The sequence below is a fragment of the Mycobacterium deserti genome (genome assembly GCF_025345615.1).
Lineage (GTDB): Bacteria > Actinomycetota > Actinomycetes > Mycobacteriales > Mycobacteriaceae > Mycobacterium > Mycobacterium deserti.
The window spans coordinates 539,342-564,020 of the sequence record NZ_JAODWD010000005.1 but is presented as its reverse complement, the minus strand read 5'-3'; the positions used below and the strand labels follow the sequence as shown (position 1 = coordinate 564,020).

At 65.5% G+C, this 24,679-nt stretch carries 24 protein-coding genes and 1 pseudogene; 16 read left to right on the top strand and 9 right to left on the bottom strand.

Translation table 11 applies throughout. The annotated features are described in order from the left end of the window. Positions 1–18: 18 nt before the first annotated feature. The gene (locus N4S67_RS22560) at positions 19–2,412 is read right to left on the bottom strand and encodes a CaiB/BaiF CoA transferase family protein (RefSeq protein WP_260995233.1); all 2,394 of its coding nucleotides are present in this window, start codon (positions 2,410–2,412) and stop codon (positions 19–21) included. Positions 2,413–2,426: 14 nt separating this feature from the next. Next, positions 2,427–3,884, bottom strand: a complete 1,458-nt coding sequence (locus N4S67_RS22555) for an aldehyde dehydrogenase family protein (RefSeq protein ID WP_260995232.1) — start codon at positions 3,882–3,884, stop codon at positions 2,427–2,429. A gap of 280 nt (positions 3,885–4,164) precedes the next feature. Here N4S67_RS22555 and N4S67_RS22550 point away from each other — a divergent pair, with 280 nt between their 5' ends. The 9 genes from N4S67_RS22550 to N4S67_RS22510 all read left to right on the top strand — a co-directional run bounded on the left by N4S67_RS22550 (position 4,165) and on the right by N4S67_RS22510 (position 11,555). Next, complete coding sequence (locus tag N4S67_RS22550) at positions 4,165–5,337, top strand: cytochrome P450 (RefSeq protein WP_260995304.1); 1,173 nt, start codon at positions 4,165–4,167, stop codon at positions 5,335–5,337. Further along, complete coding sequence (locus tag N4S67_RS22545; protein WP_260995231.1) at positions 5,337–6,518, top strand: acyl-CoA dehydrogenase family protein; 1,182 nt, start codon at positions 5,337–5,339, stop codon at positions 6,516–6,518. The genes N4S67_RS22550 and N4S67_RS22545 overlap by 1 nt, the downstream gene beginning before the upstream one ends. A 15-nt stretch (positions 6,519–6,533) precedes the next feature. Next, complete coding sequence (locus N4S67_RS22540; protein ID WP_260995230.1) at positions 6,534–7,109, top strand: MaoC family dehydratase N-terminal domain-containing protein; 576 nt, start codon at positions 6,534–6,536, stop codon at positions 7,107–7,109. After that, the gene (locus N4S67_RS22535; protein WP_260995229.1) at positions 7,109–7,522 is read left to right on the top strand and encodes a Zn-ribbon domain-containing OB-fold protein; all 414 of its coding nucleotides are present in this window, start codon (positions 7,109–7,111) and stop codon (positions 7,520–7,522) included. Before N4S67_RS22540 ends, N4S67_RS22535 begins: the two co-directional genes overlap by 1 nt. A 15-nt stretch (positions 7,523–7,537) precedes the next feature. Further along, complete coding sequence (locus tag N4S67_RS22530) at positions 7,538–8,650, top strand: acyl-CoA dehydrogenase family protein (protein WP_260995228.1); 1,113 nt, start codon at positions 7,538–7,540, stop codon at positions 8,648–8,650. Further along, entirely contained in the window at positions 8,647–9,099 is a 453-nt protein-coding gene (locus tag N4S67_RS22525; RefSeq protein ID WP_260995227.1) for a MaoC family dehydratase, read from the top strand. The genes N4S67_RS22530 and N4S67_RS22525 overlap by 4 nt, the downstream gene beginning before the upstream one ends. Further along, positions 9,096–10,262: a lipid-transfer protein gene (locus N4S67_RS22520; RefSeq protein WP_260995226.1), complete on the top strand. Its 1,167-nt coding sequence runs from the start codon at positions 9,096–9,098 to the stop codon at positions 10,260–10,262. Before N4S67_RS22525 ends, N4S67_RS22520 begins: the two co-directional genes overlap by 4 nt. A gap of 41 nt (positions 10,263–10,303) precedes the next feature. Further along, entirely contained in the window at positions 10,304–10,894 is a 591-nt protein-coding gene (locus tag N4S67_RS22515) for a TetR/AcrR family transcriptional regulator (protein ID WP_390893487.1), read from the top strand. Positions 10,895–10,988: 94 nt separating this feature from the next. Continuing rightward, the gene (locus tag N4S67_RS22510; protein WP_260995224.1) at positions 10,989–11,555 is read left to right on the top strand and encodes a hypothetical protein; all 567 of its coding nucleotides are present in this window, start codon (positions 10,989–10,991) and stop codon (positions 11,553–11,555) included. A 9-nt stretch (positions 11,556–11,564) separates the two neighbouring features. Here the strand turns inward: N4S67_RS22510 and N4S67_RS22505 are convergent, their stop codons facing one another. The 3 genes from N4S67_RS22505 to N4S67_RS22495 all read right to left on the bottom strand — a co-directional run bounded on the left by N4S67_RS22505 (position 11,565) and on the right by N4S67_RS22495 (position 14,634). After that, positions 11,565–12,794, bottom strand: coding sequence for a cytochrome P450 (locus N4S67_RS22505; RefSeq protein WP_260995223.1), 1,230 nt, complete (start codon positions 12,792–12,794; stop codon positions 11,565–11,567). Beyond that, positions 12,791–13,996 carry a CaiB/BaiF CoA transferase family protein gene (locus tag N4S67_RS22500; RefSeq protein WP_260995222.1) on the bottom strand — a complete coding sequence of 402 codons (1,206 nt, stop codon included), beginning with the start codon at positions 13,994–13,996 and terminating at the stop codon, positions 12,791–12,793. Before N4S67_RS22500 ends, N4S67_RS22505 begins: the two co-directional genes overlap by 4 nt. Positions 13,997–14,085: 89 nt before the next feature. Continuing rightward, a complete protein-coding gene (locus N4S67_RS22495; protein ID WP_260995221.1) occupies positions 14,086–14,634 on the bottom strand; it encodes a nuclear transport factor 2 family protein in 549 nt (182 codons plus the stop codon). A gap of 102 nt (positions 14,635–14,736) precedes the next feature. Between N4S67_RS22495 and N4S67_RS22490 the strand changes: the two genes are divergently transcribed. Further along, positions 14,737–16,347 carry a class I adenylate-forming enzyme family protein gene (locus N4S67_RS22490; protein WP_260995220.1) on the top strand — a complete coding sequence of 537 codons (1,611 nt, stop codon included), beginning with the start codon at positions 14,737–14,739 and terminating at the stop codon, positions 16,345–16,347. 3 nt (positions 16,348–16,350) lie between these two features. Here the strand turns inward: N4S67_RS22490 and N4S67_RS22485 are convergent, their stop codons facing one another. After that, on the bottom strand, positions 16,351–16,770 hold the full coding sequence (locus N4S67_RS22485; RefSeq protein ID WP_260995219.1) for a VOC family protein: 420 nt from the start codon (positions 16,768–16,770) through the stop codon (positions 16,351–16,353). A gap of 78 nt (positions 16,771–16,848) precedes the next feature. On the opposite strand from N4S67_RS22485, the gene N4S67_RS22480 reads away from it, so the two are divergent. From N4S67_RS22480 to N4S67_RS22470, 3 genes and pseudogenes are all read left to right on the top strand, one after another. Further along, entirely contained in the window at positions 16,849–17,637 is a 789-nt protein-coding gene (locus N4S67_RS22480) for an SDR family NAD(P)-dependent oxidoreductase (protein ID WP_260995218.1), read from the top strand. Positions 17,638–17,701: 64 nt separating this feature from the next. Next, positions 17,702–18,736, top strand: coding sequence for an NAD(P)H-dependent amine dehydrogenase family protein (locus N4S67_RS22475; protein WP_260995303.1), 1,035 nt, complete (start codon positions 17,702–17,704; stop codon positions 18,734–18,736). Between the two features lie 16 nt (positions 18,737–18,752). Then, positions 18,753–19,563: pseudogene (locus N4S67_RS22470) on the top strand (mycofactocin-coupled SDR family oxidoreductase). On the opposite strand, the gene N4S67_RS22465 reads toward N4S67_RS22470, so the two are convergent. The 3 genes from N4S67_RS22465 to N4S67_RS22455 are packed head-to-tail and all read right to left on the bottom strand — an operon-like array spanning position 19,560 to position 22,916. After that, positions 19,560–20,657 (bottom strand): NAD(P)H-dependent amine dehydrogenase family protein, encoded by a 1,098-nt coding sequence (locus N4S67_RS22465; RefSeq protein WP_260995217.1) that lies wholly within the window; start codon positions 20,655–20,657, stop codon positions 19,560–19,562. The pseudogene N4S67_RS22470 and the gene N4S67_RS22465 sit on opposite strands and share 4 nt — an antisense overlap. Further along, positions 20,654–21,718 (bottom strand): hypothetical protein, encoded by a 1,065-nt coding sequence (locus N4S67_RS22460; RefSeq protein ID WP_260995216.1) that lies wholly within the window; start codon positions 21,716–21,718, stop codon positions 20,654–20,656. The genes N4S67_RS22465 and N4S67_RS22460 overlap by 4 nt, the downstream gene beginning before the upstream one ends. Position 21,719: 1 nt before the next feature. Continuing rightward, a complete protein-coding gene (locus tag N4S67_RS22455) occupies positions 21,720–22,916 on the bottom strand; it encodes a cytochrome P450 (RefSeq protein WP_260995215.1) in 1,197 nt (398 codons plus the stop codon). A gap of 169 nt (positions 22,917–23,085) precedes the next feature. Here N4S67_RS22455 and N4S67_RS22450 point away from each other — a divergent pair, with 169 nt between their 5' ends. Genes N4S67_RS22450 through N4S67_RS22440 form a run of 3 tightly spaced genes read left to right on the top strand, consistent with a single transcriptional unit; the run spans position 23,086 to position 24,676 of the window. Continuing rightward, complete coding sequence (locus N4S67_RS22450; protein WP_260995214.1) at positions 23,086–23,727, top strand: fatty-acid--CoA ligase; 642 nt, start codon at positions 23,086–23,088, stop codon at positions 23,725–23,727. Beyond that, positions 23,727–23,921, top strand: a complete 195-nt coding sequence (locus tag N4S67_RS22445; protein WP_260995213.1) for a (2Fe-2S)-binding protein — start codon at positions 23,727–23,729, stop codon at positions 23,919–23,921. The genes N4S67_RS22450 and N4S67_RS22445 overlap by 1 nt, the downstream gene beginning before the upstream one ends. Continuing rightward, positions 23,918–24,676: an SDR family oxidoreductase gene (locus tag N4S67_RS22440; RefSeq protein ID WP_260995212.1), complete on the top strand. Its 759-nt coding sequence runs from the start codon at positions 23,918–23,920 to the stop codon at positions 24,674–24,676. The genes N4S67_RS22445 and N4S67_RS22440 overlap by 4 nt, the downstream gene beginning before the upstream one ends. Positions 24,677–24,679 lie beyond the last annotated feature (3 nt).

The following is a 24,679-nucleotide window of genomic DNA, read 5'->3' as shown; positions in this document are numbered from 1 at the left end:
CCAACACCGAAACGAGATCTAAGCGTTCAGGAGGCGTTCGCCGACGACATGCTGCTCGCGCAGGGCCGAGATTTCCTCCCGCGTCAGGCCCAACGCACGCAAGACCCCGTCGTTGTGTTGACCAAGCGTCGGCGACGGGGTGCGGTGGTGCCGCGACGGTCCCGGCGAGATGCGGAACGGCCAGCCGGGGAAGCGCTGTCGGCCCGCGATCGGGTGGTCAAGATCTTCGTAGAATCCCCGTGCGTCCAGTTGGTCGACGTCGTACATCCGATCACCTGTCATCAGTCGCTGCGCGGGCACCCCGTGTCGAAGCAGGGACTCGGCGGCCTCCTCTGCTGACCGCGCGGCGGCGTATGCCCCGATCACCTCGTCGAACTCGTCGTGATGCAGCAAGCGTGCGTGCGCCGAAACGAATCGAGGGTCATCGCGCAGTTCGGGACGACCGATGATCTCGGTCACGGCAACCCAGTCGGTGTCATCTCGCACCGAAAGGGCCACCCAATCGTCGTCCCCCTGCGCGCGGTAGACGCCTTGTGCGTAGTGGCGGTGCCGATTGCCCTCACGTTCTCGCACGCGTTTGGTCATCGAATACTCAATGACCGGTTCGGCCGTGACCGCGGCGCCGACCTCGATCTGCGCAACTTCGATCAGCTGGCCCTCGCCGGTCCGGCGTCGGTGTTCGAGCGCGGCGAGCAACGCCACCGTCGCGTGCACGCCGGCGATCGGATCGGCCGGGCCCTGCAGATTGCACGGCGGCCCGTCGGCGAATCCGGTGACTGCCGACATCCCGGCCAGCTGTTCGATGTTCAAGGCCCAGCCGACGTAATCCCGCCACGGGCCCTCCAGCCCGAAGCCGGGCATGCGAACCATGACGACCCCCGGGTTGATCTTCACCAACGAGTCGTAATCCAAGCCGAATTGTTCGACCACCCGCGGCGAGAAGTTTTCGATCACCACGTCGGCATCGGCCGCCAGTCGCAGTGCCAGCTCCCGGCCTGCGTCGGTGCTGAGGTCGAGGGTGATGTCGCGCTTGTTGAGGTTGGTGCCCTGCCATAGTGGCCCGATCTCGTACCAGTCGTCGCTGCTGCGCAGCAGCGAGCCCGAGTAGCGGTGCCCGTCGGGTCGCTGAATCGACTCGACCTTGACCACGTCGGCCCCGAACGCGCCCAGGTAGCACGTGAGATAGGCGCCGGCCCAGAAGGTACTGAGATCGAAGACCTTCAGGCCGGCGAACGGACTTGCCGCGTCGGCGGTGTCCGACCCGTCCCGCTCCCGGCCGGTCGACCACTGCACGGCGTCGACCGCCCCGCGGGTCGGCGCGGGCCGCGGCGCGGCCGCCGGCGTCCTCGACAGGCGAAACGGCGCACCGGGGCGCCGGAATCGCGCGCTCTCGGGACCGCTCTCGACGAAGAAGTCGCGATCACGGTACTGCGGGCAGTCCAGGATCGAGGACCCGTCGTTGATCGACGCCGCCGGAATGCGCATCGCCTGGCTCAACTCCACCAGGTCGGCCACTGGCATCGAGTCCAGCCACGGCTGAGCCTTGGCGAAGAACTCGTCGCGCTCCGGGCCGCCCAGCATGATGGCCAGTTGATGTTCCCCGAACTCCGGCAGACCCATCATCGCGCAGACGTCCAACCAGTGCTGGCCGGTCAGGCAATTGATCCCGATCCAGCCGTCGGCAGCCCGGACGATGCCCAGCATCGGAGCAGCCTTCGAATTGGTCGGAAGCCCCATGCTTTTCAACCGCTCAGCCATCAACATCGGATACGGCAGGCTGCATATCAGGGACTCGAACGCCGACACGTCGGCCTCTACGACGCGGCCCCGCACCGCATCTCCGACGCGCAGCGCGGTCAACGCCGCGAGCGCCGCGTAGCCGCCCGCGATGTACTCGGGTATGCGCGCTCCCGCCTGCACCGGCGCCCGGCCGAATTCTCGGGTGTTGACCCAGCCCGAGGCCGCCTGCAGCGTCAGCGACGTCGACGGCTGCTCGCGCCGGGGACCCTCCTGGCCGTAGTCGCTCACCCGGACGACGACGAGATCGGGATTGATCCGTTCGAGAGAGGCGCGGTCGAGCCCCCAATCGAAACGGTCAACCGGCCCGGGAGGCAGGTCCTCCACCAGCACGTCGGCCCGCGCGACGAGCTCGTGAAGCTTCGCCAGACCGGCCTGCGTCCCGAGATCGACTGTCAGCCCGAGCTTTCCGGCGTTCAGATACTCGAACAGCGCGCCGTTATCCTGCGACTCATCGGCGAACGGACCCCACCCGCGCAGCGGATCACCCGCTGGCATCTCGACCTTGCACACCTCTGCGCCGAGGTCGGCCAGAAGCTTGGTGCAGTACGGCGCCGCGATCTCCGTGCCCAATTCGACGACGCGCAGCCCGGCCAGCGCGTCGCCCGTATTCATAGTTGGCTCGTCGCTCACGTGGGCACCCCGATGGCCTTTGGCTCCATGTAGGCACGCAACCCCATCACCCCGCCCTCACGTCCGATGCCGCTCTGTTTGAAGCCGCCGAACGGAGCATCACCGGGGGTGGTGCCGTTGACCGAGACCTGGCCCGTCCTGATACGGCGGGCGACTGCCACAGCACGGTCGACATCCCCGCTCCACACCGCTCCGCCCAGTCCGTAGGCCGAGTTGTTGGCGATGGCCACCGCCTCGTCGTCACCGCGGTACTTCAGGACTGTGAGCACCGGGCCGAAGACCTCCTCCTGCGCGATGTGCGAATCCGCGCTCACCTCGGCCATGATGGTCGGTTCGAAATAAAAGCCGGCGGAGTGGGTTTCGGGACGAACGCCGCCAGCCACCACCTTCGCGCCCTCGGACTCGGCACGCCGGACGAAACCTTCGACCCGCTCGAGATGCTGGCGGCTGATCAAAGGACCCATGCCGACTGCGTCGTCGACGGGGTCGCCGACGGTCACCGCGCGCGCGAGATCGGCGAGCCGGGCGACCACCTCGTCGTGCAGTTCTTCGGGCACCACGAGCCGGCTGTTGAGGATGCACGCCTGACCCGCGTGCAGCGTGCAACCCTCGAACAACAGCCGCTCGAGCAGCTCATCGGTCAGCTCGACGTCGTCGAGCAGCACGCACGCCGACTTGCCGCCGCATTCCAGCAGGACCCGCTTCATCGTCCCTGCGGCCCCGGCCATCACGTCGCGGCCGACCGACGAGCTGCCGGTGAAGCTCACCATGTCCACCCGCGGATCGAGGGTCAGGACCTTGCTCGCGTCGAGCCCGGTGGGAGTGACGACGTTGACGACGCCCGGCGGAATGTCGGTCTCCTCCTCGATGATTCGTGCCAACGCCAAGCCCGCCAGCGGCGTGAGGGGCGAGGGCTTGAGCACCAGCGTGTTCCCCGCGGCGAGCGCCGCCCCCACCTTCATCACGTTGAGCGTGTGCGGGAAGTTCCACGGTGTCATGACCGCGACCACACCGAGGGGCTCGTACCGCAACAGCGTCGTACCTGCCGCGCCCCACGCGTCCATGGGCGCCTCCGCCGGCTCGAGCGCGAGTTCTGCGGCGTGTCCGGTCATGAACGCGGGCCCGTCGACGTGGATAAGCCGTTCGTTTGCTGTGCATCCCCACTCGGCCTGTGCGAGCGCGTAGATCTCGTTGCCATGGTTGAGCAGCGCATCGCTCAACTGCTGCAGGCACTCCGACCGCTCCTCCGGCGCCGCCGTCGCCCACGGCCCGGTGTCGAACGCGGTTCGCGCAGCGGCGATCGCCTTTTCGACGTCTGCCACCCCGGCGTCGGGCGCGGACGCGATGACCGTCCCGGTCGCCGGATTGACGACGTCGTATCGGCCGCTGTCAGGCGCCACCCAACTGCCGTTGACGAAGAGGTCATAGTTGTCGACGAGGTTGGACGCGGCCATCAGATCACTGGACCTTCCTGGTTGTCCGACTGAGGGCGACCGACCGTCCCTCCCAGGCGAGCAGTCCGACATTTATGGCTTCTGTGTACACCCGCTCGTGGCGCCACGTCAACGGTCGAACTCTCGATTCTCCTGCGAACAATGCTGATTGACACGGCCGCATTTTTTGCTGTAGACACAGAGCAACCGGACAGTGCTCTGCTATTTGTCCGATGGCCGATGCGTTGAGGAGACCCGGGTGCCCACAGAGTCCACGTCCCGACCGACGTCCGCGCACCCATTGCATTCCCCGGACTTCTATGCCGGCGACCCGTACCCGGCCTATCGGGAACTGCGCGACGCCACCCCGGTGGTGTGGAACGACGTGACGAATTTCTGGGCGCTTACCAAGTACGAGGACGTCCGCTTCGTTTCCGGTCACCCCCTGTTGTTTTCGTCGACTCACGGCATCACGATCCCGGATCCCAGCCAGCCGGAACCCGTTCAAGAAGGCAACCTGATCTTCACGGATCCGCCTCGACACCGACAGCTGCGCAAACTCATCAACGCCGGGTTCACCCGCCGTCAAGTGTCGTTGCTAGAACCCACGATCCGCAGGGTCGTCGAGGACATCGTCAAAGGCATCGACCCCTCGCGTGAGTACGAGTTCGCCGAAGAGATCGCCGCGCCCCTGCCCACGAGGATGATCGCCGAGATGCTCGGCGCTCCACCAGAAGACTGGGAGAAGTTCCGCGCCTGGTCCGACGCGGCCGTTGGGACGGCGGACCCCGACATCGAGATGGATCACCTGGTTGCGCTCGGCGAGCTCTACGAGTACTTCACCGAGCTGATCCAAGCCCGGCGCTCCGGCGAAACCGCCGGACGGGCTGATCTGTTGAGCATCCTCGCGGCCGCAGATGTCGACGGAGAGCGCCTCACCGACGCAGACCTACTCAACTTCTCGTTCCTGCTTCTGGTGGCGGGCAACGAAACCACTCGTAACCTCATTGCACTCGGCACGGTGGCGCTGCTGGATCATCCCGAACAGTTCGCGATGCTTCGATCGAATCCGACACTGGTGACATGTGCCGTCGAGGAGATGCTGCGCTTTACCAGCCCGGTGACGCACATGGCACGGAAAGCCACCGCCGACATCGACATCCGCGGGCAGAAGATCAAGGCCGGTGACACGGTGGTGATGCTGTATGGCGCGGCCAACCGGGATGAGGAGATCTTCGGCCCGACCGCCGAAGAGTTCGACATCACCCGGAACCCGAACCCCCACATCGCCTTCGGCGCCGGTGAGCACGCATGCCTGGGTGCTCAGCTGGCACGACTGGAGGCCAGGGTCATGTTCGAAGTGCTCCTGGGCACCTACCCGAGCATCGAACTGACCGGTGACGTGACCCGCCTGCGCGCCACGATGGTGCCCGGAGTCAAACGCATGCCGGTGCGGCTGGGAGCGAACGCCTGATGGACTTCGACTACACCCCGGAGCAAGAACAGCTCCGCACAGAGTTTCGGGAGCGGCTGGCAGCCGTGATGACCCCCGACAGGCGCGCAGCCGTAGCGGGCCTGATGGAGGGCGGCGCCGCGATGACCGAGTGCAGGCGGGCGCTCGGTGAAGCCGGCCTGCTGGGCGTTGCGTGGCCTGTGGAGTACGGCGGACGCGGACTGACCGCGTTGGAGCAGTACATCTTCAACGAGGAGGCGCGTCGCGTGAATGCGCCGTTGCCGATGATCACGCTCAACACTGTCGGCCCCACCCTCATCCAGTACGGCACCGAGGAACAGAAGCAGAAGTTCCTTCCTGCGATTCTCAGAGGTGAGGTCGACTTCGCGATCGGATACTCCGAACCGGGAGCAGGCAGCGACCTGGCCTCACTGAGAACCAGCGCGGTGCGCGACGGTGACCAGTTCGTCATCAACGGCGCCAAAATGTTCACCAGTGGCGCGGAGTTTGCCGATTACATCTGGCTGGCGGCGCGGACGGACCCAGAAGCCAAGAAGCACAAGGGCATCACTGTGTTCATCGTGCCCACCGACTCGCCGGGCTTCTCGTGGAAACCCCTGCACACCATGCCTGGAGTGTCGACTTACTACACGTTTTTCGACGACGTGCGGGTTCCCGAGAACGCCATCGTGCTCGGCGAGAACCAAGGGTGGAAGCTGGTGACCAACCAGCTGAACCTCGAGCGGGCCGCACTGGGCAATCTGGGCGCGCTGGAACCGTTGTTCGCCAAGACTTTGGAGTGGGCCTTGACCACGCCACTCGACGACGGCCGTGTCATCGACCAGCCGTGGGTGCAGCAGGCCCTCGCGCGCGTGGAGGCGCAGGTCGCCGCCTACCGACTGCTCAACCTACGGGTCAACACGAACATGAGCTCCGGCGCACTTGGTATGGGAGAGGCCTCGGCGGCAAAGGTTTTCGGCACCGAACTGACCCAGCAGGTGGCTCGCGAACTGCTCGACGTCGTCGGGCAGGCCGGTACCCGCAAGGGGGCGACCGCGCCCTTGAAGGGCGATCTCGAGAGCGCCTACCGGCTGGCCGTCATCAACACCTTCGGTGGCGGAGCGAACGAACTGCAACGCGACATCATCGCGATGGCCGGCCTCGGGATGCCCCGTGCACCCCGCGACATGCGAGCGTCCTGAGAAAGGAAATCAGCAGTGACCGACACAGCCAAAGACGAACTGCGCGAGCGCCTCGACTCGCTCATCGGCACCCCCACCGACGGGGTCGGCAGGCCGGTGCGGGCGCCCGATCCGGTGAACACGGCGATGATCCGGCACTGGGCCTACGCCCTGGGTGACATGAACCCGGCCTACCTGGATCCCGAGTTCGCGGAGAACTCCCGCTACGGCGGGATCGTCTCGCCGCCGGTGATGCTGCAGAGCTGGACGATGCCGCCGCCGAAACTGGAAGGCATCCACGAGCGCGGCGGGGTGCCGATCGAGATCAAGACCAACCCGCTGCAGTTCCTCTCCGACGCCGGCTACACCGGCATCATCGCGACGAACTCCGAGTTCGAGATCGAGCGCTATCCCCGGGTCGGGGACGAGATCACATCCGAGACGGTCTTCGACTCGATCTCCGACGAGAAGAAGACGGCGATGGGCAACGGCTTCTTCGTCACCTGGGTCACCACCTACCGCGATCAGAACGGCGACGTCGTCGGGCGTCAATGGTTCCGTACCTTGCGATTCAAGACGGGTGGAGCCCCCGCTGGAACGGCTGGGGACTGATGGCCAGCAGACTCGCCCCCTCGATCAGTCCGGATACGGAGTTCTTCTGGTCGGGACTCAAGGAGCACGAGCTTCGCATCCAGCGCTGTACGGACTGCAAGACGTTGCGGGTTCCGCCGCGACCGATGTGCGGCAACTGCCAATCGCTGAACTGGGATTACGTCGCGTCCACCGGGCGTGGCACGGTCTATAGCTTCGTGATGCCGCAGTATCCGCCGCTGCCTTTCATCGAATACCCGTACGTCGTCGCGCTGATCGAGCTCGACGAGGGCGTGCGCATCGTGTCGAACCTGTGCGAGATCGAACCCGAGGCGATCGAGGTCGGGACGGCCGTCGAGGTCTTCTACGAGACCTTCGAGGCCCTGCCCAGCGGGGACGAGCTGGTGCTGCACCAATTTCGGCTGGCCCACTGAGTAGGGGAACGACGAATGGACTTCAGCTTCACCGACGAGCAGGAGACGGTCGCCAAGGTCGCCCGTCAGCTCTTCGAGCACCTCGCGACGCCCGAGCATCTGACCGAGCTCGAAACGGGGGGCCTGCGTTACGACACCGCACTGTGGGCCGAGTTGGCGGCGGCCGACCTGTTGGGGATCGCCCTGCCCGAGTCCGTCGGCGGCACCGGCGGCGGGTTCCTCGAGCTGGGTGTGCTGCTCAGCGAGGTCGGGTACAGCGTCGCGCCGGTTCCGGTGTACGCGACGCTCGCTCTGGGCGCCGATACCATTGCCCGGCACGGCGATTCCGATCTGCAGCGACGCTTCCTTCCCGGAGTGGTCGACGGCAGCATCCAATTGACCGCGGCGCTGGCCGAACCCGGAAGCTCGGATCCGACCGCACCGCGGACCATCGCACGGGCCGACGGTGACGGCTGGCGGATCACCGGCACCAAGGAGTTGGTGCCCGCCGCTCAACTCGCCGCGGCCATCGTCGTGTCGGCCACAACCGACGACGAGCCGGGTTTGTTCGTCGTCGAAACAGGCGGCGGCGGAGTCGATGTGAGGCCGGTGGCGACGACCAATGGCGAACCCTTCGCCGACGTCGCACTGACGGACGCGGTCGGCTGGCGGCTCACCGAGCACACCGGGGCCGACATCGTCGGCGCGCTGTACACCAGGGCATTGGTGGGCCTGTGCGCAATGCAGATCGGCGTCGTCGAACGCGCGCTGAAACTGGCCGCGTCCTACACCAGCGAGCGCGAGCAGTTCGGCCGTCCAATCGGGTCGTTCCAGGCCGTGCAACAGCGTCTGGCCGACGCATTCATCGATACCGAAGCGATCAGGTGGACCGCCTGGTATGCGGCCTGGCTGATCGCCGAGGGCAGGCCTGCCGAACGGGAAGCGGCGATCGCCAAGTTCTGGGCAGCCGAGGCCGGGGCACGCGTCACCGCATCCGCCCAACAGGTACACGGCGGCATGGGCATCGACATCACCTACCCCCTGTCCCGCTACTTCCTGTGGGCCAAGCAAATTGAACTCGCACTCGGATCGGCGTCTCAGCAGCTGGCCCGGCTGGGCAACACATACGCGGAAGGACTGAACCGATGACCTCTACCCTCAAGCACACCTCCACGCTGGCGTGGAACGACGTCAATGTCGGCGACGAGGTCACGCCGATGGATGTTCCCGTCACCACCACGCTGATCGTGGCCGGCGCCATTGCCTCCCGCGACTACATGCCGGTGCACCACGACCGTGACTTCGCCAATTCCCAGGGCTCGAAGGACATCTTCCTCAACATCCTGACGACCAATGGGCTGTGCGTGAGGTTCCTGCACGATTGGGCGGGGCCCGAAGCGATGGTCAAGAAGCTGTCCATCCGGCTCGGCGTTCCCGCATATCCCAACGATGCGTTGCGGTTCGAGGGCAGCGTCACCGACAAGTCGTCGGCCAACGGTGAGGGGTTCGTCGAAGTCACGTTCAGAGGCACCAACAGCCTCGGCGATCACGTCAGGGGCACTGCGGTGCTCAGCCTGCTCGATGGGGTCGATGCATGACCGGTATCGGAGGCAAGGCCGCGCTCGTCGGCATCGGTCAGACCGAGTTCTCGAAGGAATCGGGCCGAACCGAGATGCAGCTGGCCTGTGAGGCCGTCAAGGCCGCCATCGCCGACGCCGGCCTGCGCCCCAGCGACATCGACGGCATGGTGACCTTCACAGTCGACGAGAACGAAGAGATCGAGGTTGCCCGCAACGTCGGCATCGAGAACCTCACGTTCTTCACCAGGGTCCCACACGGTGGTGGCGCGGCCGCGGGCACCGTGATGCAGGCCGCGATGGCGGTCGCGACGGGTGCCGCCGAGGCGGTGGTGTGCTACCGGGCGTTCAACGAGCGCTCCGGGTTTCGGTTCGGCGGCGCCGGGCGCCAACCCGGGGTCACCCCGCTGTGGATGGCGCCGTATGCGCCCTTCGCGTTGATGACGCCCGCCGCGTGGGTCGCGCTGCACGCGCAGCGATACATGTCGACGTACGGGGTCACTAACGCGGACTTCGGCAAGATCTCGGTCATCGACCGCAAGCATGCGGCGAAGAACCCCGACGCCTGGTTCTACGAAAAGCCGATCACCATTGAGCAGCACCAGGAGTCACGCTGGATCGTCGAACCGGTGCTCCGCCTGCTCGACTGCTGCCAGGAGAGCGACGGCGGCGTCGCGATGGTGATCACCAGCGTCGAACGCGCTCGCGATCTACCCAATCGCGCTGCGGTGATCGCGGCGGCCGCGCAGGGCGCAGCCTACGACGGCGAGGTGATGACCAGCTACTACCGGGAAGAGATCACCGGACTGCCCGAGATGGGTGTCGTCGGCAACAAGCTGTGGCGCGACTCCAGATTGCAACCGGACGACATCTCGACCGCATTCCTCTACGACCACTTCACCCCATTCGTGTTCACACAACTCGAGGAACTCGGCTTCTGCGGACGCGGTGAGGCCAAGGACTTCGTGTCGGTCGAGGAGCTCTCGCTGGGTGGCAGGATGCCGATCAACACCAATGGCGGTCTGCTCGGCGAGGCCTACATCCACGGGATGAACGGCATCACCGAAGGCGTGCGCCAGGTCCGCGGTACGTCGTACAACCAGGTCGACAACGTCGAGCACGTCCTCGTCACGGCGGGTACCGGTGTTCCGACCAGCGGCCTCATCCTGGCGCCCGACCATTGAGAAGTTAATGTCGTGCGGTGGCATCTGACGTGACTCAATCCATGGCGGTCGACACCCGGGATGCCATCATCTCGGCGGCTTTCACCTGCTTCCGGACACGCGGGCTGGCCAAGACGACCATCGTCGACATCGCCCGCACGGCTGAGGTGTCGCGCAGCACGTTCTATGAGTACTTCCGCGACAAGGAGACGATCGTCGAGGCCTGCGCCGAGGCGGCTTCGCAGCGGTTCTACCGCAACATGGCAAAAGCCATCGACCGCCACGGAGGCAGCACCCTCGAAGGCCGGCTGGTGCGCGCCGCGATCTTCGTCACGCAGGCGCGTCGGGTCGTCGAACCGGAAGTGTACTTCGATCAGGACGAAGTCAACCTCATGATGACGAAGAACGCCGCCACACTGCTGAAGGAGTGCGCCGACTTCCTGGCCCCTTACGTAACGGCGGCCAGGCTGACCGGAGAGGTCCGTGCCGACCTGGATGTCCCCACAGCCACGGAGTGGTTTGCACGAATGTTGTTCTCGCTGTTCACTACTCCATCTCCGACCATCGACATGCGCAACGACGACGCGGTGGCCGAATTCGTCCGGGCCTACGTGGTGAACGGATTCGTCGACGGCGGCCCGCGGCGGCGGTAGCGCTCATGGCCTTGACTCTGGCCCGGGGTCTCGCGCAGGACGGTGAAAATGGTTATTCTCACAATATGATACGGCCATTTTCGGGGGGGTCCGGGTGAAAATCACTGCGGCATCGGCGGCGGAAACGTCGCGGCAGTCGAACCGGGGCCACGCGGCGCCCTACAAGCTAGTGGTACTCGCATCCGATACGACGGATGCCGTATCGGCGGCCGGCGGGCTCATCGCCGACACGCTCCGCGTCGGCTGGCACGTCGAGGTCTATCTGGAGACCGGGAAGTACCTGGAAACAGAGTCCGATGCCCGGGCGCTGCAGATTCTCGGCGTCGAGGGCCGTCTTCTGCCGACCAGTTTCGATTTCGAACTGCAGTGGCCGGACGCAGTCGTGTTCGCCGCACCGATCTACCACCGGCATCGCGGGGTGCGCCGCTTCACCGCCGATGCCACGCGGCGACACGGCGCCGACGTGGCCGCGTGGGGCGGAACCTGGCCGACCGCAGCCGCTTCCGCGTCCGACATCGAACACCGTGTCAGCTGTGCCGCGCAGGCATTCAAGTACCACGCAATGAAGGCGGTGAACGCGACGGCCCCGCCCTCCCCCGTCGAGTCGTTCCACGGCGGGTTTCACCGCCTTGCCGTCGCTGCACCGCCCGCGCCGTGCTGACGAGGTGCCTCAGACCGTCCTGTGCACCGGGACGTTGGAAAAGCCGCAGACGTTCGACATCGCCACGCGCCGTAAGCCGTCGCGGTCGACCTCGTACTCGGGAACGAGGTCGAGCAGCGCGTTAAGCGCGATGCGACTTTCCATCCGCGCCAACGCGGCTCCGAGGCAGCTGTGGATGCCGTAGCCGAAGGCGAGATTGAAGCCCATCTTGCGTTCCCGGTCGATGTCCAGGCGATCGGGGTCGTCGAACATCCGCTCGTCACGCGTGGCCGCGCCGGTGACGAGCAGCACCGCGGCGCCCTCAGGAATAGTGGTGCCGTAGTACGTTACATCCCGCGTCGCGGTGCGGACCTGATACTGCGACGGCGCTTCGTATCGCAGTAGTTCCTCAACCGCGGCCGGGATCTTGCTGCGGTCCTCGCGAAGTTTCCGCCACTGGTCGGGGAAGTCGGCGAACGCCACCATCGCATTGCCCACCAGCTTGGTAACCGTTTCCGCGCCCGCACCTCCGAGCATCGTCGCGAAGCCCGTGATGTCGACATCGGTGAGCTTCTCCACTACGCCGTCACGCTCGATCTCGGTCTCGATGAGACGGCTGATCATGTCGTCTTGTGGCGCTGCCCGGCGCTGCTGGACGAGGTCGTAATAGTACAGGCCGGTGTTCATTGAGGCCTCGTATCCCCGTCTGGGAACGGCGATCTCACCGGGACGACGTTCGAGCAGAAGGTCCAGCCAGCGCCGGATCTGGTCCCGATCCTCCTTGGGCACCCCCAGCATGGTCGTGATGACCTCGTTGGGGAACAGTGCCGAGAAGTCGGCGACGACGTCGAAACTGTCCGGGTTCAACGCGTCAACGCGCTCGTAGACCTTCTCGCACACCATGTCTTCCAGCGCGGCGATGGCGCGTGGCGTGAACACGTTGCTCACCAGCCGGCGCATCTTCTGGTGCTCCGGCGGATCCATCGAGATGATCACCTTCGGCACCGGGATCGCGCCGTCGTGGGCCTTGACCATGTCGAGCGTGGCGCCCTTGGCCGACGAGAAGGTTTCGTAATCCTTCGTCGCGGGTGCCACGTCGTCGTAACGGGTCAATGCCCAGAAATCCCACTGTGCGTTGTAATAGATGGGCGCTTCGTTGCGAAGACGACGGTAGGTGTCGTAGGCACCGTCGAAGAAGTCCTGTGAGAACGGGTCGAATTCGACGGCTCCGTTGCCCACGTCGGCCGACGTCGCGCTCACAGGATCGCCCCCGACTCCTTGAGCTTCTCGATAGTGTCCCAGTCCATTCCGGCGTCCATTAGTACTTCCTCGGTGTGCTGGCCGTGCTCGGGCGCGCCCGGTGGAGTCACCGAATGCTCGTCGAACTGCACGGGATTGGTGGGCAACGCGAACGGTACGCCGTTGACCGTTTCAGTATGGGCGACATAGCCGTTGGCGGTGACGGCCGGGTCTTCGCAGACTTCGGCTGGTGTCTGCACGATGCCCCACGCGCCGGACAGCGCGGCCAACGTTGTGCGCCACTCGGCCAGTGTGCGCTTAGCGAACGCCTCGTCGAGCAACGCGATCAGCGCGACCCGATTCTCGAACCGCGACGCGGGATCGGCGAATCGATGATCGTCGATCAGCTCGGGCAGGCCGATCACCCGCATCGCCTCGGCGTAGAACTTATCGAGTTGCAGCATCATCAGTTGGACGTAGCGACCGTCCTTGGTGCGGTACGTCCCCACCAACGGGTTGGGTGCGTCGGCGTGCCCGAACTTGGGAATGGCGCTGCCACCATGAATTTGGCTCACCGCGACATCAGGGCTGAGATTCCAGGTGGCGAGTCCGAGCAGCGACACGTCGACGACCGATCCCTTACCGGTCGTCGCCTTCTTGTACAGCGCCGCGGCGATACCGCCGGCGATGGTCATGCCGCCGAGCAGATCCCCGAAGGCCGGTCGGGAGCGAACGAGCTCATTGGCATCCTCAGTCAGGACGGTGGCGATGCCGCCGCGCGCCCAGTAGGACACTCCGTCGTAGCCCGGCTTGTCAGCGTCCGGTCCTTTGGGTCCGTGGCCGGAGCCGCGGACGTACACGATGGCCGGGTTCACTTCCCGGATGTCGTCGACGTCGATGCCGAACTTCTTTCGGCGGTCCGGAAGATAACTGGTCAAGAACACATCGCAGGTCTTGGCCAGTTCGCGAACCACGTCCCGACCGCCCGGTGTGCTCAGATCCACGCCGATCGACTTTTTACCGCGGTTGGGAATCTCAATCATGTAGTTGACCGAGCCACCCCCCTCGTCGACGATGCCCATGGTGACGAGGCCGCGCTGCGGATCACCTCCGTCTCGTGGCTCGACCTTGATCACCTCGGCGCCCCATTCGGCGAGGACGGCGCCGGCCGATGGCACGAATGTCCATGCGGCAACCTCGAGCACCCGAACCCCGCTGAGCACCTTGTCGACGGTAATGACGTCCTCCTACAAGCGTTAACGAGCATTTACGGAAACTGAGAATTGCACTATCGGGCCTGTTTGTAAACGTATTACGGCCGCCGGGACAGCCGCGCGGGGACGGCCGCGTCTCCCCTTTCCCAAAATGCCCGCCAGGTCGGCATCCGATGCGGCATGGCCGCACGCAGGGGCACGTCGGTGGGCCATCGGATGAACTCCGGTCCGGGACGCTCGGTCGCGTCCACGGAGTACCACGGATGCTCACGTCGCTTGACGAAGTACCAACGGCCGTCGCGCCGCTCGTAGACGTCGTCGTAGCGCATTGTAATGACGTACCACCCGTCACCGTCCTCGTGCTCGGCCCGGCAGTAGATAGACCCGGTTGCATGATCCGCATCGACGAAATCGACTATGTGGCCGCAGATCAGGTGAATGCTGCGATAAAACCTGCGCAGCACCCCGTCGTACCACCGCGTGAGGGCCTCCCTACCGCTGCCCTGGGTCCCAGCGTCGACGTCGTCCACGAACAGTGCGACCAGGGCGTCGAGATCGCGCGCATCGAGCGCCATGGCGTAGCGGCTGGGCAATTGGGCGATCTCGAATCGAGACTCAAGCCGATCGAGCTGCTCCGACGACGACATGGCTGAAGTGTAATGGCCGGCCGATTCTATGAGAACAGATATTCTCGTTTTTCGACAAGGTAGCTATCCTGTTGAGACCAGCCTGTTCGAGCGGAGAACTTCGTGCCATTCCCGACAATCACGCCCACGATCCCCGCCCTCGTCAGGTCGTGCGCAGTGCGCTTCGGGGACAAGCCGTTCCTGATTGCGGACGGTCGGGTGCTGACCTATTCCGACCTGGAGCTGCGGTCGGCACGATTGGCGACGGCACTGCTGGCCGCGGGCATCGGCAAGGGCGACCACGTCGGGATCCTGATGCCCAACGGTGTCGAGTGGGCGATCGCGTGGTTCGCCACGACGCGCATCGGCGCGGTCGCGGTGCCGCTGAACACGTTCTACAAGGCCTCTGAGCTGGCGTGGACCGCCCGACATGCCGATCTGCGCGCGATCCTCGCCCAGTCGGGCTTTCGCGGCCACGACTTCCTCGATCGCCTCGAGGAGGCGCTACCGGAGCTCGCCGACCAGGACACCCCCGGCAAGCTCACCGTCCGCCGAGCGCCGTATCTGCGCACGATCGCGGTGTGGGGAAGGTTTGACCGCGCATGGGCGACGACCCTTCCCGCCGACCTGGCGGCCGGACACGACGCCGAGTTCCTGGTGGATGTCGAATCCTGCGTGACGCCGGCCGACGACGTGATGATCATCTACACCTCGGGCAGCACCGGCGACCCGAAGGGCCCCGTGCACACCCACGGCACGTTGGTGCGCCACACCTACAACCTGACCTTTCACTACGGCGTCACGAACGACACGGTGATGTTCACCGCGATGCCGTTCTTCTGGGTCGGCGGCCTGATCACCGGCATCCATGCGGTGATCCACCACGGCGCAACGCTGGTCACCCAACCGGCGTTCGACGCGGCCGAGGCGCTCGAGCTGATCGAGCGTCATCGCGCCACCATCACGCTGGGTTGGCCCCAACAAGGAAAGTCGCTTGCCGAGCACCCCGACTTCGGGAACCGCGACCTCAGTTCGGTGCAGCGCACCAGCATGCCCGCGATGGTGCCCCCCGAACGCCGGCCGAAGGGTCCCAATGCGCTGGGCATGACCGAACTGTGCGGCAATCACATCGGCGTCGACCCGTATCCTGCGCAGCCCGCCGATCGCAGCGAGACGGGCGGGTACTCGATCGAGGGGCTGTCGCATCTGCTGGTCGATCCCGCGACGGGAGATCCCGTCCCGCCGGGCACCGACGGCGAGATATGGGTGCGCGGCTACTCGCTGATGCAGCGGCTCTACAAACGCGAGCGCGAGGAGGTGTTCACGCCGGACGGCTACTACCGAACCGGCGACTGCGGGGTCCAGTACGAGGACGGCTGGATCAAGTTCACCGGCCGATTGGGCGACCTGATCAAAACGGGTGGTGGAACGAACGTCACGCCCGGTGAGGTGGAGTTGGCCCTCTCCGGTTGCAACGGCGTCCTCGAGGCCTACGTCGTCGGCGCCGAGGACGGGCACAACGGAACGATCGTGGCCGCGGCGGTGGTACCGCGCGGGGACGCGCAACTGGATGCCAACGATTTGAAAGCGGACCTCCGTGGCCGCCTGTCAGCTTACAAGGTGCCGAAGTTCATCTGGATCACGGGCAAGGAGGCGTTGCCGTTCACGGCCACGGGCAAGGTCAAGAAGTCCGACCTCGCCAAGCAGCTCAGCGGCCTCCTGTCAGACAATTGAACGTCACGGCAGGTTGGTCTCCAGCAGGGTCAGCGGGATTCCGTACAGGGGCTCCAGTTTCACCTCTGTGACCTGGAATCCGTCGCCCTCGACATGCTGGCGGAAATCGGACTCGACGCCGTGACGCATCGCGATGTGCTCGCCCGCTTGACAATCGGCGGTCCGCACGACCACGGAGAACAACCCGTCGCCGTGGCGGGCCAGGAAGTCCGCCGCAGTTCCCGCCTCGGTCGGCGCACCGGGCAGCGGCGAGATGATTTCGAAACCGCGGTCCCAATCGAGCCTGATCGCCAGGCCGAGTTCGTCGTGGTCGAACGCCTGGAAGTGAAACCCGAGATCGGTCAGGTATGCGGCCGCCCGATCCAGGCGCTCCCGTGCGATCGCGAAGACCACGTGGTGCAGCAGGGGCAATGGTTCGGTCATGCCGGTACCTTAAGCCCGTCGAGAAATCGGGTTTCTTAATTTCGGAAACTCTCATTCTCGTTCCGGTACATTCGCGGCGTGGCGCTAGAACAGTTCCAGTTGGACGGGCAGGTGGCAATCGTCACAGGTGCCGGGCGCGGCGTGGGCGAAGGGATCGCGAAGGTGCTCGCCGAAGCGGGTGCAACGGTGGTGGGAACCGCGCGTACATCGTCCGAAATCGAGTCGACGATCGCGGACATCCACGCGGCGGGCGGCAACGGTCTCGCATTGACGGCCGATGCACTCAACCGCGACGACAGTGAGCGCGTGGTGCAAACCGCGGTCGACGAATTCGGCCGCATCGATATCCTGGTGAACAATGTGGGATTCGCGACCTACGGCCCGTTCCTCGGCCTCACCTCCGACAACCTGCGCGAGACGTTCGACTACTGCGTCACCACCGCGTTCGACATGAGCCAACTCGCCGTACCACACATGCTGAAGGTAAGTAGAGGGTCGATCGTCAACATCTCCTCAGGTGCAGGGCGGTTCGGCATTCGCGGACTGTTGCCGTACTCGGTGGCCAAGGGCGGGTTGGAGGCGCTGACCCGGGCCATGGCACAAGAACTCGCACCGAAGATCCGGGTGAACGCCATCGCACTGGGCGCATTCTTGACGACGGGGTTGCAGTCGAGCTTCGATCTGATGCCCGGCTCGGAGGAGAAGCTCAAGGAGCGGACGCCGTTGCATCGCATCGGCGACGTGGCCGACCTCGGACGGCTGACCGTCTACCTGTGCACCCGTGACTGCTATGCCACCAATTCGACCTTTGTCGTCGACGGTGGTCTTCAGGGGCCGAACTCGGAACTGCCGATCCCCGATCTATGACCGATAGGGGGCTTGATCGTTGACTGCCAAACCATTACGGATCGCCGTCATTTCCACCGGGTGGATCAGCAGCCTGGCGATCCGCGCCATCGTGCGCCGGCCGCACCTGGACCTGATCGGGGTGTGGGTGCACAGTGCAGAGAAGGTCGGCCGCGACGCCGGCGAGATCGTCGGACTGGGCCAGATCGGGGTGACCACCACCGGCGATCTCGACGACATCATCGCGCTGAAACCCGACTGTGTCGTCTACGGTGCGGCGAGCGCCGAGATGGACGCCGCGGCGGTGCGGGACTACGTCCGCCTGCTCAGCGGCGGGCTCAACGTGGTGACCACCAACACCCCGGGAATGATGTTCCCCGACAGATGGATTCCGCAGCTGGCCGAGCAAGTCCGTGCGGCGGCGTTGGCCGGTGGGGTCACGATCTACACCTCGGGCATCGAGCCGGGCTTCGCCGGTGACCAGTTCGCGGTGCTGCTGACCACGTTGTCGAACACCATCCGGTCCATCCGCGCGCAGGAGATCTTCGACTACTCGGCGTATCCCAACCGGGACCTCATGATCGATGCGATGGGCTTCGGCAAACCGCTCGATTTCACCCCGCTCCTGGAACTCGAAGGCGCACAACAATTCGCATGGGGCCCGCCGATCGGGCTCGTGGCCAAGGCCCTCGGCGTCGAACTCGAGAAGGTCACCGAATCCTACGAACGGGTGCTCACACCGCGGGATCTGCACGTCGCATGCGGCACCATTCCCGCCGGGACATGCGGTGCGGTCCGCGCCGAAACCACCGGAGTGGTCGACGGCCACCCGGTGATCACGATCGAGCACATCAACCGGATGGCGCCCAACCTGGCGCCGGAGTGGGCGTCGGCGCCCAACGGCACCTACCGCCTCATCATCGAGGGTCAACCACATATGCAATGCGACCTGCGGCTCGGTACCGAGGACACACCGGAGTCGGCCAACGGCAATGCGATGGAGGCGACTGCCATGCGCGTCGTCAACGCGATCCCGTACGTCGTCGACGCGGCGCCCGGCATCGCGACGTCGCTGGATCTCCCGATCACGGCGCCGCGCAACGCGCTTGACTTCGGGTAGCACGCACGTGCCCGACATGACCGACAGGGTTGCACTCATCACCGGCGCCGCTCGCGGACAAGGACGCGCCCACGCCGTTCGGCTCAGCGCCGAGCGCGCCGACGTCATACTCGTCGACATCGCCGGGCCGCTGCCCCCGAGTGCTCCGTACGATTCGGCCACACCCGAGGATCTGGCCGAGACGGCGGCGCTGGTACGGCCAACGGCCGGCGGGCGGTGACGGCGATCGTCGACACGCGGGATCACGACGGGTTGTGCACGGCCGTCGAGACCGCGGTTGCGGAACTGGGGCGGCTCGACGTCATCATCGCCAACGCGGGCATCTGCGTGCCCGCAACGTGGGATCAGGTGTCCCCGCGTGACTTTCAGGACACCATCGACATCAACCTTGTCGGCACGTGGAACACCGTGATGGCGGGGGCGAAGCACATCATCGCCGGCGGACGCGGCGGCTCGATCATCCTCATCGGTTCCGCGGCGGGCGTGACGATGGAGCCGTTCATGATCGCCTGCACCGCCAGTAAACACGCCGTGACCGGTCTGGCCCGCGCGTTCGCCGCCGAACTCGGCAAGTACAACATCCGGGTCAACAGCCTGCATCCCGGCTCGGTGGCGACGCCGATGGGAAGCGGTCGGATGATCGAGGCGATGACCGCAGCGGCGACGTCGAATCCCGGACTGCGGCACGGCTTCACGAAGCAGCTTCTGCCCGATGCGATCACCATGCCCGAGGACATCGCCAATGCGGTCGCGTGGTTGCGTCCGATGACTCGAGGTACGTCACGGCTGCCGCGATTCCGGTGGACGTCGGCGTGACGGGCGGTTAACCGCCGGATCGCCGGGTGACGACCGACGGTCCCGCCAACGGGCTGGCGATCACACCGGGCGACGCCTCGACGACAGTGGGTATCGCGTTGACCGCCGCCATCGCGGTGGCCGAGACGCCGGGGTTCACCCGGTCGGTGGCCGACTGATCCAAATGCAACTCGAGGCTCATGCTCGGAGAGCCGTTGACGCGGAACACCATTCCGCCTTCGCCCTCGCGGGCCGGCTTGGGCCAGCGCTTCGGCCACGGCGTGGCACTGACGGTCGCGAAGTACTGGACCGCGACGGCCGGTTGCCCGCCGACGATTCCGGCGAGTTGCCATCGATGCGCGCAGATCGTTCCTTGCGGTATCACCCCGATCGCCGTCGGCAGGTCGGTGGGCGCCAGCGGCGTCTCCCAGTCCAGTTCTATTCCGTCGAGTTCGAATCCGAGGATATCGGCGAGGTAGCGCACCACGGTGCCCCAGTCCTCGTCCACCTTGCCCGATGCGATGCGGACCGGCACGTGACCGTCCGGTTTTCCGAATCCCATGGACTCGTGTAGCACGTCCCAGATCGGGTAGGTCTTGTCCAGGTCGAGCGCGTACTCGTCCATTCGATACGAGTCGACGCGCCCCGCCCCCGCGAGCAGGGCGGTGGGAATATTCAGGCTGATGAATCCCGGCTCACTGCCGGTGGCGTAGAACGTCGAATTGCCCTTCACCGCCGCTCTTTCCAACGCTTCCCGCCATTCGACGGGAGCCGCCGCCGGGTAGACCATCGGGATCGTGGAGATCGTGACGACGTTGATGCCCGCCTCGAGGTATCCGGCGATGTCGGCGATCGCCTCCTCCTCACGCCGGACGGCGGTCGCACAGTAGGCCACACAGTCGGGTTTCAACGCCAGGACTGCCGCGACGTCATCCGTCGCGGCAACACCGGTATGCGCCCCACCGTACAGCTGGCCCGCATCCACGCCGACCTTCTCCTGCGTCGACACCTTCACCCCGACGAGATCCAGCGCGGGATCCTCGATGATCGCGCGCAACGCCTCGCGGCCGGTCAGCCCGGTCCCGACGTGGACGACGCGGTAGCGTCCATTGCGCTCATTCGTCATCGGTAGAACGGCCCCTTCTTTCCGGCGTCCTCCAGATGTCCGTACGGATCGTAGAGGTTCATCTCGGGATAGAGATTCTTGTCGAAGGAGGGCCGCGACAGATCCGCTTCGCGCAGGCCGGCGAGCGCCGCCAACGGCACCGCGAACGACACCAGGCCCACCGTCATGGATATCAGCAGCTGCCGGGTCAGCGTCAGCTTCGGTCGACACCCCCGCGCGGGGAACCACCGCGCAATGCGGTTGATCAGAACCAGTTCCCCGTCCTCGTCACGCACACACATGACGGCAACCATCGCGAAGATCACGGAATCGTAGACCGCCATGATCAGCGGGAAGTGGACATGGCCGATCTGCAATACCGGCCCGACGGCTTCGGTGTAGAAGAAGATGCCGGCCAGCATCCAACTGAACTGGATCATGCCGTTGATCGGGATCGCGATGATCGTCGCGCCGATGAACACCCGGACCAGCCGGTGTGGTGCCAACCAACCGGCGCGCCGCATCAATGGGTCGAGAAGCCGGTTGTGCATCTTCAGGAAGCCGAGCCCGTTGAGCAGATAGTAGGCTGCGTAGCCGCCCAGGAATGCCAGTGCCGGTTCGAGATTCGGTGAGATGTTGACGTATCGCCACGACAGCGGGAAGTGCAGCATGCGCGGATCGAAGATCGCGAACGTCGCCCAATTGGCGAGTGGGTCCAGCGCACCCGTGATGAGGCCGGCGAAGGCGATGATGACCGCCCAGTGCACCTTGCGTTGTCGCCAGGACAGCCATCCCAGCACACCGATCAGACCGACCGCCAGCGGAATCGAACTGAGCGCCACGGCGAGCGGCCAGTTGTCAAAACCGAGGAACGGTGGGTACGGAGCCGGACCGGGATTCGGGTTGGTCTTCGTCGGGTGCCCGTGCAGGCCGGTCTGAATGGTCGCGATGGTCACGATCGCGAAAACCAGGTAGCCGGCGAAGAACACACCCCACCCGATCCTGGCTGGCCACGGCGAAAACCTGGCTTCGTCCGATGCGGCCGCGCGAATATTCTGGTCGCTGTCAACGGTATTCGTCATCTCACACGCTCGCCGGAAGCGTCGCCCAACCCCGGACACTGGTGGTGTGTGCACGTTTGGCCGCCTGGTAGTCGACTTCCCAGTCGGGCCAGCGGGTGAGCACCTCCTCGAGCGCCACGCGTGCTTGCATCCGCGCCAGCGCGGCGCCGAGGCAGAAGTGAATGCCGTGCCCGAAGGACAGGTGGGTGGCCTGCCGATGAATGTCGAACCGGTCGGCTTCGGGGTACCGCCGCTCGTCGCGGTTGGCGGATCCATTGAGCAGCAGCATCACCGAGCCTTCGGCAACCCTCTGACCGTGGTGTTCGACGTCACGCGCGACGTAGCGTGCCTGCACGGGTGAGGGCGCCTCGTAGCGCAACACCTCCTCGATCGCGCCCGGGATGAGACTGAAATCCGCCGCGAGTTGGCGGCGCTGCTCTGGGTGGTCAGACAGGAGTTGTCCGGCGAAACCGATCAACCGCGTGGTGGTTTCGTTGCCCGCTCCGACGACCGTGCCCGTGTAGGTCAGCACCTCGCCGCGCGTGAGCCGGCGCCGCGTGCCGTCGGGTTCCTCCACTTCGGCCTTGACCAGGTCGGTCATCAGATCGTCGGAAGGATGGTCGTAACGCCAGTCGATGAACTCCTCGAGCATCGAGCCGGTGCTGGTAAGCATGTCGTCGGCCACCTCGACGGGCCCGCCGTCTTTTAGCTCCAGGATCCGGTCGGTGTTCTGGCGGATCGCGACCTGCCTGTCCTCCGGTATGCCGAGCAGGTAGCCGATGGTGCGCATCGGCATCCACGCCCCCAGGTCGGCGATGAAGTCGAAGGTGTGGGCGTCCGCGAACGGCTCCAGGGCGCGCTGACAGAACTCCCTGGCCAGCGGTTCGATGGCCGCCATCCGTCGCGGCGTGAAGACTCCAGACAACAGCCGCCGGTGCAGGTCGTGGATCGGAGGGTCTTCGAAAAGGATGATGCCCGGCGGCACGTCGACCCCGTTGAGGATGATCTCGATGGTGGTGCCCTTGCCGGACCGATAGTCCTTCCAGTTCACCAACTCGCGGGCGACGTCTGAGTACCTGCTCAACGCGTAGAAGCCGTACTTGTCGTTGTGGTAGAGCGGCGCGTCATCCCGCAGTTGCTTCCACACGGGGTAGGGATCGTCATCGATGTCGAAGTCGAACGGGTCGTAGTAGGGCCCAACCTTCACCCTGTACGTCACATGACGAGAATAGGCGTTCCCGGTGTGCGTGATGATGCTTTTCCGAACAGGATGCCTACCCGTCGCCGTCGGCACTCCCACACGGGTAATACTGGCCATGTGAGAATGTAGATTCTCGACTGTGGAAGTGTCGCCCACGCGGCGTACCTGGAAGCGAAGGAGGCGGCTCATGGCTAGTCCCGCCGTTCGCAGCTTCGTCTTCGCCGTGGAGTTTCGGATCGCCGAATCCGAGCGTGTCGGACCGGTACTCGCACGGCACGAGGAAAGCCTGCGCGATCTCGGCGCGCGATACGCCTTCGTCTACGAGTCGATCGTCGAGGCGGGAAGAGTACTGGTCGTCATCGGTGTTCGCAGCGAGCAACCGCTACTGAACCTGCTCCGCTCGCCGAACTTCTTCGAATGGTTCGATGCCGTGGGCGTTGACGACCTTCCTGCCGTCTTCGCTGGCGAGACCGTGGAGCGATTCGACCTCGGCGAACCTCCCACGCCGGGAACAGAGGTGGTGGTTGCCGCCGTCACCCGGGTTGAAGACGTCGAGGTCTTCCTGGCTCGGGTGCGGGAATCGCTCGGCGATTTCGCCCGGTCGGGGATTCGTCGAACGCTCGTCTACCGCGCCTTCGACACCCCTCGCGAGGTGCTGTTCCTTCAACAGCTCACGAGTGCGCGCACCGCATTGCAGTGGGTCGCACGGTCGGACATCACTGCGGAGTGGCTGGCCTCCGCCGGCGTCGGCGCCTATCCGCCGGTGTTCGTCGGCCGGTTCGTGCATGCGATGCGGCTGGCCGAGACGGCCGGGACGGATCTGCACTGATGTACGTGTGCCTGTGTCACGGCGTCACGATCGAAACGGTCGCCGCTGCGGTCGCCGCCGGCGCCACGACCTCCCGGCAGGTGTCCGAGGCGTGCGGCGCAGGATCAGAGTGCGGCAGGTGCCGGCGCACGATTCGCGCGATCATCGACTCTCATTCAGTGACAACGAAATCAGGCAGGGGAAGCAGACCGTGAGCGATCGGCACTCCAATATCGAGGGCGCACGGATGCTCGTCGTCGGCGCATCGTCGGGCATCGGTCACGCGCTGACACGGGCCGCCCACGCCAGGGGCGCCAAGGTCGCGCTCGCGGCCCGGCGCGTGGAGCTGCTGTCCGAACTCGCCGAACAGCTCGACGGGTCCGCTTACGAGCTCGACGTCGCCGATCCGCCTGCAATCGAGCGGGTCATCGACGAGGTGGTCGCCCGGTTCGGCCAGCTCGACGCCGTCGTGTTCACCAGCGCCGTGGTGCCGTTCGCGCTGATCGAAGAGACCGACGTGACGACGTGGTTGCACGCGTACGCCGTCAACGCCGTCGGTGCATCACACGTACTGCGCGCCGCGCTCCCCCACCTTGCCGATGACGCGGTCGCGCTCGTGGCATCGAGCCATGACGTCGGAAGGCCACGCGCCGGTGTCGCGGCCTATCACGCAAGTAAGGCCGCGCTGGACGAGATCCTGCGATCGTGGCGGGCCGAACATCCGGAACTGGCTGTCATCCGCGTCAGCGTCGGACCCACCGAGGGCACCGAGATTCTGCGCGGCGCGGACCGCGACCTCCTGGCCGACCTGTACCGGGCATGGGCACAGAAGGGCCAGATTCCGGCGGAGATGTCCGCCGTCAGCGACGTGGCAAATGCGATGCTGTCGTTGATCGCCATGTCCCGCGCGAACCCCACAGTCGTCAGCGACGTCGTGCATCTGGCACCTCGGATGACCAAGACCCGATAGGAG

Excerpts from the sequence above, each read along its gene's own strand:
- N4S67_RS22555 (WP_260995232.1), bottom strand. The coding sequence starts at position 3,884 with ATGGCCGCGTCCAACCTCGTCGACAACTATGACCTCTTCGTCAACGGC.
- N4S67_RS22525 (WP_260995227.1), top strand. The coding sequence starts at position 8,647 with ATGACCTCTACCCTCAAGCACACCTCCACGCTGGCGTGGAACGACGTC.
- N4S67_RS22515 (WP_390893487.1), top strand. The coding sequence starts at position 10,304 with ATGGCGGTCGACACCCGGGATGCCATCATCTCGGCGGCTTTCACCTGC.
- N4S67_RS22450 (WP_260995214.1), top strand. The coding sequence starts at position 23,086 with ATGGCTAGTCCCGCCGTTCGCAGCTTCGTCTTCGCCGTGGAGTTTCGG.
- N4S67_RS22530 (WP_260995228.1), top strand. The coding sequence starts at position 7,538 with ATGGACTTCAGCTTCACCGACGAGCAGGAGACGGTCGCCAAGGTCGCC.
- N4S67_RS22520 (WP_260995226.1), top strand. The coding sequence starts at position 9,096 with ATGACCGGTATCGGAGGCAAGGCCGCGCTCGTCGGCATCGGTCAGACC.
- N4S67_RS22445 (WP_260995213.1), top strand. The coding sequence starts at position 23,727 with ATGTACGTGTGCCTGTGTCACGGCGTCACGATCGAAACGGTCGCCGCT.
- N4S67_RS22545 (WP_260995231.1), top strand. The coding sequence starts at position 5,337 with ATGGACTTCGACTACACCCCGGAGCAAGAACAGCTCCGCACAGAGTTT.
- N4S67_RS22560 (WP_260995233.1), bottom strand. The coding sequence starts at position 2,412 with ATGAATACGGGCGACGCGCTGGCCGGGCTGCGCGTCGTCGAATTGGGC.
- N4S67_RS22465 (WP_260995217.1), bottom strand. The coding sequence starts at position 20,657 with ATGACGAATGAGCGCAATGGACGCTACCGCGTCGTCCACGTCGGGACC.
- N4S67_RS22535 (WP_260995229.1), top strand. The coding sequence starts at position 7,109 with ATGGCCAGCAGACTCGCCCCCTCGATCAGTCCGGATACGGAGTTCTTC.
- N4S67_RS22485 (WP_260995219.1), bottom strand. The coding sequence starts at position 16,770 with ATGACCGAACCATTGCCCCTGCTGCACCACGTGGTCTTCGCGATCGCA.
- N4S67_RS22460 (WP_260995216.1), bottom strand. The coding sequence starts at position 21,718 with ATGACGAATACCGTTGACAGCGACCAGAATATTCGCGCGGCCGCATCG.
- N4S67_RS22495 (WP_260995221.1), bottom strand. The coding sequence starts at position 14,634 with ATGTCGTCGTCGGAGCAGCTCGATCGGCTTGAGTCTCGATTCGAGATC.